General features: G+C 50.2%; 6 protein-coding genes. 4 read left to right on the forward strand and 2 right to left on the reverse strand.

Annotated features, from left to right (window positions below; genetic code table 11):
• The first annotated feature begins 6 nt into the window (after window positions 1-6).
• Entirely contained in the window at window positions 7-3588 is a 3582-nt protein-coding gene (locus AC5I6P_RS09190; RefSeq protein ID WP_495693447.1) for a WD40 repeat domain-containing protein, read from the forward strand.
• 71 nt (window positions 3589-3659) lie between these two features.
• A complete protein-coding gene (locus AC5I6P_RS09195; protein WP_495693448.1) occupies window positions 3660-4118 on the forward strand; it encodes a GatB/YqeY domain-containing protein in 459 nt (152 codons plus the stop codon).
• Between the two features lie 149 nt (window positions 4119-4267).
• Here the strand turns inward: AC5I6P_RS09195 and AC5I6P_RS09200 are convergent, their stop codons facing one another.
• Window positions 4268-5467, reverse strand: coding sequence for a class I SAM-dependent methyltransferase (locus AC5I6P_RS09200; protein ID WP_495693449.1), 1200 nt, complete (start codon window positions 5465-5467; stop codon window positions 4268-4270).
• A 184-nt stretch (window positions 5468-5651) separates the two neighbouring features.
• On the opposite strand from AC5I6P_RS09200, the gene AC5I6P_RS09205 reads away from it, so the two are divergent.
• Both AC5I6P_RS09205 and AC5I6P_RS09210 read left to right on the forward strand, forming a co-directional pair.
• Entirely contained in the window at window positions 5652-5975 is a 324-nt protein-coding gene (locus AC5I6P_RS09205; protein ID WP_495693450.1) for a phasin family protein, read from the forward strand.
• Between the two features lie 63 nt (window positions 5976-6038).
• Window positions 6039-6563 carry an FKBP-type peptidyl-prolyl cis-trans isomerase gene (locus AC5I6P_RS09210; protein WP_495693451.1) on the forward strand — a complete coding sequence of 175 codons (525 nt, stop codon included), beginning with the start codon at window positions 6039-6041 and terminating at the stop codon, window positions 6561-6563.
• Window positions 6564-6677: 114 nt separating this feature from the next.
• Here the strand turns inward: AC5I6P_RS09210 and AC5I6P_RS09215 are convergent, their stop codons facing one another.
• Window positions 6678-7871 (reverse strand): glycosyltransferase, encoded by a 1194-nt coding sequence (locus AC5I6P_RS09215; RefSeq protein WP_495693452.1) that lies wholly within the window; start codon window positions 7869-7871, stop codon window positions 6678-6680.
• Window positions 7872-8024 lie beyond the last annotated feature (153 nt).

An 8024-nucleotide genomic window follows, 5' to 3' on the forward strand; every position in this document is an offset into this window, starting at 1 on the left:
TCAACTATGAATATCGATGAAGCACTAAGGGTGCTAGACAGCATTTTGGAACGAGAGCGATTGACCGACCTGCAAGAAACGGTCTTTCGTCTGGCGTGTGAAGGGCAAACGTACGAACAAATGGCCATCACCAAAGGCTACGATCCGGACTATGTGAAGCTAGTCGGATCTCAACTTTGGCAGACACTCTCAGAACACGTTGGGCAGCGAGTGACCAAGAGTAACTTTCGAGTTGTCCTCAGACAGTGGGCGTCGAGTCGAGTCATAGATGAAGACAACAACCTTCTAACCATTGCTTCGCAGTCTCTGCCGCCTAACGGCGTTCCCCATTCTCCCCATCCCGCTCCTCACTATGACTGGGGTGAAGTGATCGATGTTTCCAGCTTTTGCGGACGCTCCTATGAGCTTGCAGAATTGCAACGCTGGATCATCCAAGATGGGTGCCGCTTAGTGACCATCCTAGGGATGGGCGGCATTGGTAAAACGGTGCTTTCTGTAAAGTTGGCAACAGCACTACAAGACCAGTTTGAGCAGGTGATCTGGCGATCGCTGCGAGACGCCCCTCCGATTGAGAACATTCTGGCTGACGTGATTCAATTTCTCTCAAGGCAGCAGGAAACCGAACTCCCCGAAACCGTGGACGGTAAGATTGGGCGGTTAATGCACTACCTGCGATCGTCGCGCTGCCTCCTGATTCTAGATAACGCCGAATCTATTCTAGGGAGCGGTGAGCAGACCGGACAGTACCCGATCGGGTATGAAGCTTACGGAGCCTTGTTCCGCCGAATCGGTGAAACGGTGCATCAAAGCTGTTTAGTGATCACTAGTCGAGAAAAGCCGCGAGAAGTCGCTGCGCTTGAAGGAGACACCATTCGTTCTTTCCGGCTGACAGGACTCGCTGCGTCTGATGTTCATCAACTACTGAAGCCCAAATCCCTCACCGCCACTGAGCAAACGTTTGAAAATTTGACCGATCTTTATACTGGGAATCCCTTAGCGCTGAAGATCGCGGCTGCCACAATTCAAGAATTGTTTGATGGGAATGTGGCTGAGTTTTTGAACCAAGAAACCTCTGTGTTTGGCGATATTTCTCAACTGTTAGACGAACAGTTTGATCGGCTCTCTGATTTAGAGAAGCAGATGATGTATTGGATCGCAATCAACCGGAATGGCGTGTCGATCGCGGAACTGGCAGACGACATTGTTCCTCCGGTACCAAAACGCCAATTACTAGAAGCGCTAGCATCTTTAGCCCGCAGACCGTTAGTTGAAAAACGTGGAGCCAATTTCACGCAACAGCCCGTGGTCATGGAGTATGTGATTGATCAACTGATCAGCCAGATTTATAAGGAAATTCTGACGGGTGAATTCAATCTGTTCATGACCCACGCGCTGATGAAAGCGAGTGCAGAAGACTACATTCGAGAAAGTCAGAGCCGGATGATTGTGCAACCTTTGCTGGATCGGCTCACGGCTCCGTCTCATTGTCATGGTGATTTTGAGGACAAGCTGCGGCAAGTGCTGCGATCGCTGCGGCAAGAATTTGGCTGCGCTCCTGGTTATGGAGCCGGAAACGTTCTCAATCTCTTGTGTTGTGCCAAGGTTGATCTGACCGGATACGACTTTTCCGAGTTAGCCGTTTGGCAAGCCTATCTTCAAGGTGCAACGCTGCATCACGTCAATTTCACCAACGCCAGCTTACATAAATCGTTATTCTCAGATACCTTGGGCAACGTCTGGTCAGTTGCCTACAGCCCTGATGGAACCCTACTGGCAGCCAGCGATACGGCGGGAGAGGTGCATCTCTGGAGCGTTGCCGACGGACAGAAGCGAGTCACGCTGCAAGGACATCGGCATTGGGTGTGCGACATTTCGTTTAGTGCCGATGGCAAGACCTTGGCGAGTGCCAGTGCCGATACGTTTGTCAAACTGTGGGATGTGGCAACAGGAGCCTGCCTACACACTTTGCAGGGGCACCTTGAATGGGTGATTGCCGTGGCGTTTAGTCCAGTTCAATCCCTTGTGGCCAGCAGTAGCGCCGATCGCACGATTCGCCTCTGGGATGCTCGCACGGGAAAATGCGTTCAGATTTTGAGTGGACATCAACACTGGATCTGCGCGATCGCGTTTAGCCCCGATGGTCAGACTCTCGTGAGCGGCAGTGACGATCGCACGATCAAACGCTGGGACATCTCGACCGGAGAATGCATCCAAACGTTAGAAGGGCACAGTAGTGCCGTTCGGGGCGTCGTGTTTCATCCATCTGGTGAGATGCTGGCAAGTGCGAGTGAAGACGAAACGGTAAAACTGTGGAACCTTGTCACTGAAGATGTGACAACTTTATCAGGACATATCGGCGAAGTGCGGGACGTGACCTTTAGTCCCGACGGTCAACTGCTCGCCAGCGCCAGTTATGACGAAACCGTGAAATTGTGGGATTGGCGAACTGAGCGATGCGTCAAGACGTTGCACCAGCATCGTGCTCCCGTGCGATCGGTGGCGTTTAGTCCGTGTGGAGTGTGGATGGCAAGTGGTAGTGCTGACCAGTCAGTTCGAGTGTGGAGCCGTTCTGGAGACTGCCGCAAAACCTTGCAAGGCTACACTAATTTCGTTTTGTCGGTGGCGTTTAGTCCACATCATAGCTTGCTTGCTAGCACGAGCACCGATAACACGGTTAACCTGTGGGATACCGTCTCTGGTCAATGTCTCAACACAGTGCAAGCCCACACCAACTGGGTCTGGTCAGTTGTGTTTAGTCCCGATGGTCAGCGCATCGCCAGCAGCAGTCTAGATCACACCGTTCATCTCTGGACACTAGAAGGCGAAGATCCGACTAAAGTTTTGCGTGGACATACCAATTGGGTACTGTCAGTGGCGTTTAGTCCAGATGGGCAAATCTTGGCCAGCGGCAGTTTTGATCAGACCATTCGGCTCTGGACGTTGAGTGGTGAATGCTGTCGAATTATCACAGCCCAAAGCCGAATTTGGTCGATCGCCTACAGCCCCGATGGAGCGCTATTAGCGAGTGGAGACGAAGATTGCACGATTCAACTGTGGAATCCAGACACCGGACAATGTTTGCAGACGCTAAAAGATCACGATCGCAGAGTGACCTCTATTGACTTTAGTCCCGATGGACAGACCCTAGTCAGTGCCAGCGAGGATCACACCTTGAAACTGTGGGATGTGAAAACAGGACAGTGTTTAAAGACATTTCAAGATGGCGATCGCTTATCGTCTGTGGTGTTCTGCGCTGATGGACGCACCTTTATTAGTAGCGGCATCGAACACACAGTCAAACTCTGGGATGTGAACACGGGAGCGGTGCAGGTATTAGACGGACACCGCGATCGCGTTTGGTCAGTAGCGTGCAGCTCTGACGGCGGCGTTGTGGCAAGCGGCAGTGAAGACGAAACAATCCGATTGTGGGATCGGCAGACCGGGGAGTGTCTGCAAGTGCTGCACAAGCCTCGACCTTATGATGGCATGATCATTTCAGGAGTCGATGGCATTACAGACGCACAGAAGGTAACGTTGAAGGTGTTGGGTGCGATTAGCGCAGAGCGCAACTCCGAAGGAAACGATTAGCAACACTTGATCAGCCAATGGTTCTGGCGCAGTATCCTATAACATTCCAGCCGTTTTTAAGGAGTGACCCTATGAGCCTAAAAGACACCATTACAGAAGGCATCAAAGCGGCGATGAAGGCTCAGGACAAAACCCGTCTAGAAACGCTTCGCAGCATTAAGAAGGTTCTATTAGAAAAAGAAGTGAGCGTCCGTCCTTCTGGTCAGATGGAGTTGAATGAGACTCAGGAACTGGAAGTGCTCTCTCAAGTCGCAAAACAGCGGCGCGACTCGATTGAGCAATATAAAGCTGCAAAACGAGACGATTTAGCACAGCAAGAAGCCCAAGAGTTAGCGATCGTAGAAGAATTTTTGCCGCAACAACTCTCAGACGATGAAGTTGCTCAAGTAATCGACCAGATCATCGCTGAAGTGGGAGCCTCGTCTGCTAAAGACATGGGCAAAGTGATGAGTTCTGCAATGCAGCAGCTAAAAGGTAAAGCAGACGGAAAGAAAGTGCAGGCATTCGTAAAGGCAAAATTGGCAGGTTAACTGACGAGCAATTTTGCCAAAACGACTTCATTCTTAACTTCGTTGGCAGCGGGTTTTGTAGCAGATGTAGCAGATGAGTAGTTCAAAAAATCCGCTGCTTGCAGAACGCGGCCAAGAGCGTCTGCTACATCTGCTCATTATCACCAATTCTAAACCTGTGGACTCAACAGAATCAGTTGTTGCGCTTGTAAATCACGTACTTTTTCTAACGGCAGCGGAGCCTCTTTCAAAAGCTCTTGCACCGTCCGTTGCTGATCTTGATTTGCATCGCAGGCCCGGATAAATTGAAACTCCTCTTCTGACAGCTTAACGAATTGATAATCATAGTTAAACAAGGAGCGACCTTCCCAGCCATCCATACATGGACTGCGTTCAGGAATTGCATTCAAAAGCGCTTGATCAGAGGACCAGTCCAAGAGAGGCAGTTCGCCACGAGCGAGGAAGAATTCGTAATGCGTGACCGATTCGGGGTCAAGCAGTTCGATCAAACGATGGATCTGACGATCGCTGAGTTCTTTGGCTCGCTCCATCAGTTCTGGATTCTTGCCAAGCAAGCGTTCTGGCTGCCACAAGCGCGGGTTAGAGAAGCCGAGAAACTTTAAACCTGATGCATCGATCAGCTCAAATAGCGTGTCGATGGTGTAATCAATCTCCTGCGGATGAACGTACATATCGGCAAAGCACTCATCGCGCTGATTCTCCATTGCCCAACGCTCTCGCTCTCGCCGGACGAGCCGATTGTTTTTTGGCAGCGTCGCGAAAATTTGACGACCCACCGAGACGCCATCCCGATAGTCACCCTTGCGCTCTCCTTGCAGCAGCGCGATCGCTTTTTGCATTAACTGAATTTCCTGGCGTCCCAATTCTGCATAGACGAAAATGTGCAAAATTCCACCGGGCGCAAGTTTAGTTGCCAGCGACTGAATGCCACGAATCGGATCGGGTAAGTGATGCAATACACCAACACAGTTAATCAGGTCAAACTGACCTGGAAGCTGATCCGCATCGTAGAGACTCAGATTGTGAAACTCAACGCGATCTGCCCCCGATCGCTGACACCGTTCTCTCGCGACTGCCAAGGTTCCAGGACTGAGATCGATGCCAACGACCGTTGCAGAAGGATTGAGGTGAACCAAATACTCGGTTCCAACCCCTGTTCCACATCCTGCATCAAGAATCCGAATATTTTGTCGCTCTGGCTTTTGTCCGGTGCAAAAGTTGTAGGCAGCCGTCCAATTCCAGCGCCAATTGTAACCTGGAGGTGGTTCATCTAGCAGTGGCTCTGGCGGGAATGGATAGGTATTGTAGAGTTCTGCGACAGCAGCGCTAATGCTTTGAGAATCTGACATGACACACAGGGTTGACGGCGGGTGTGATCTAGTGTCGCACTGGTTGGGTATTTCTGTCTGCTAGCGCGGAGCATGAGGAAACCCACAAATGTTTACGGACGGTTTCTACGCATTTCGGAAAACCAGTAGGGTTTGTCAAAATAGGTGCAGTAGGCTGAATATATTGGGCTGCAAATCGAACACTATGGAAAACAACAATTGGCTAACTCAGCTAGTCATGCTCGGCATTGGGACGACGTCTCTAATGGCAGAAAAGCTGAAGGAAGTGAGCGATCAGTGGGTGAGGGACGGCAAGCTAAATCCCGATCAGGCAAAGGGCTTTGTCGATGATTTGATGAAGCAAATGAAGACTGAGCAGGGCGGCTTTGAGGTGCAAATGCAGCGTCAATTGCGGAATGTGTTGATGGATTTGGGTGTTCCTCGTCAAGCGGAAATGGATGAGTTGCGCGGACGGCTCGATCGCTTGGAGCGTCAGATGCGAGATTTAGAGAATAAGCTTTGGAAGTAGGAATCAGGGCTGAAGGTTGGGGTTCGGTGGCACAATGAGAAAGCACATTTCAGGAGATCTATTGTGAGAGAAATTCTGATCAGTTTGGGCCTGATGCTAGCGTGTTGTGCGGTGATTGTTGTGGCGCAGCTTACTAATCGTACTGAAGCCATTGCATCTCCCCTCCCCACAACCGAACCTGCAACCATCGTTGCTCAAGCCGCCGATTTGAAGCCAGTGAGTGCCCCTACCAACAGTACTGAGGAGAAAAAAACTGTGACAACCGATTCTGGACTGCAATACACCGACCTAGTAGAAGGAACAGGCGCTTCGCCGAAATCGGGTCAGAAGGTGACGGTTCACTACACGGGAACCTTGGAAGATGGAACGAAGTTTGACAGTTCTCGCGATCGCGGTCAGCCGTTTGATTTTAAGATCGGAGTGGGTCAGGTCATCAAGGGCTGGGACGAAGGCGTTAGCACAATGAAGGTAGGTGGTCGTCGTCAATTGATTATTCCGCCAGAACTAGGATATGGCAGCCGGGGAATTGGTCCGATTCCGCCGAATGCAACCCTAATTTTCGATGTGGAATTGTTGAAAATCAGTTAACGGATCGATTCGATGTGACGATAGAACGCATTATGTAACGACGAAACGCAATATAAAACAGGTAGAGACGCGATTAATCGCGTCTCTACCTGTTTTTGGGTAAACGCGCTAATTCTAATAACCACCCGGCGTTTCATACACGCGCCCCTTCCACGCGCCGCCGTTACCTTGCCAGTGTTTCACCGCAGAATCAATTGTCATCAACGTATAGAGAACTGCGATCGCAGGCAAACAAAAACCAAACCCGATCGAACAGCCATAAAATCGAATGATTGGAAGATAACTTACCGTCATTAGCGCGTAATTCAACATCCCGACCAACACTAAAGTTATATTGCTATCGATCACGCCGACAATAATACTAATAATTGGAACAAGATAAACGAGCGTCATTCCCGATACCGCTCCGAGCAACAGCCAAGGCGAATAATTTAACTGTGTATAGGCAGTCCGAACCACCATGCTCCAAATCGTATTTAAGGAATCGTAAGGACGCAAACTTTTAGTGGCAGACGTCAAGCCAAGCCAAATTCTACGAGAGCCACTAGATTTAATTTCATGAGCCAGCGCACAATCATCGATCAATGCGTGGCGAATCGCTTCGACTCCGCCAATCCGAACTAACGCTTCGCGGCGAATCAGGCTACAACCACCCGCTGCCGCGGCGATCGCAGAGTTGGGGTCGTTTGACCAACGAAACGGATATAACTTTGCAAAAAAGAAGACAAACGCCGGAATTAATAATTTTTCCCAAAAGCTTTCACACCGCAAGCGCACCATTAACGAGACCAACTCGCGATCGTCATTCACGGCTTTAGCAACCAGCTTGCTTACGTTGGTCGGATCGTGTTCTATATCGGCATCGGTTAGCAAGATATAATCGGGCTTTAACGCCATCGCCTGCTCAATACCTTGTTCGAGTGCCCAAAGTTTGCCTGTCCAGCCGCTCGGCAATGGGGCAGCCGCGATCACGTGTAGCTGATCCAATTTACCAAGCGCTTTCGCGGTTGCTCTAGCCGCTTCAGCCGTGCCATCTGTGCTGTGATCATCTACCAGAAAAACGTTGAGAGAACCAGGATAGCGTTGTGTCAGCAGCGATCGCACCGTCACCGAAATCAGATCCGCTTCATCTCGTGCAGGAATCACCACACAAACAGAGGACGCAAAATCAGCAGTTTCTGCTTTGGGATTGTGCCCATTCATCGAGTCCTCTTGAAGCTGCTGGTCTGTACGCCAAAACTGACCCCGCAACCCCAGCAGATAGACCCAAATCAGTAGAGACAGAGCAGCTAAACCTAGTTCATACATAGCGAAACACAACTTTTTAGAAAATGCCTGAATACTCTAGTTTGAGGCATTCTCAATCACCATGACACAGCTTGTCACATTCTATGGGGAACAAGCTATGGAGGGCGTTGCTGAATGAGAAGATGAATTAGCATGGAATCGGCACATCTCGAA

The sequence above is a fragment of the Myxacorys sp. genome (assembly GCF_059501405.1).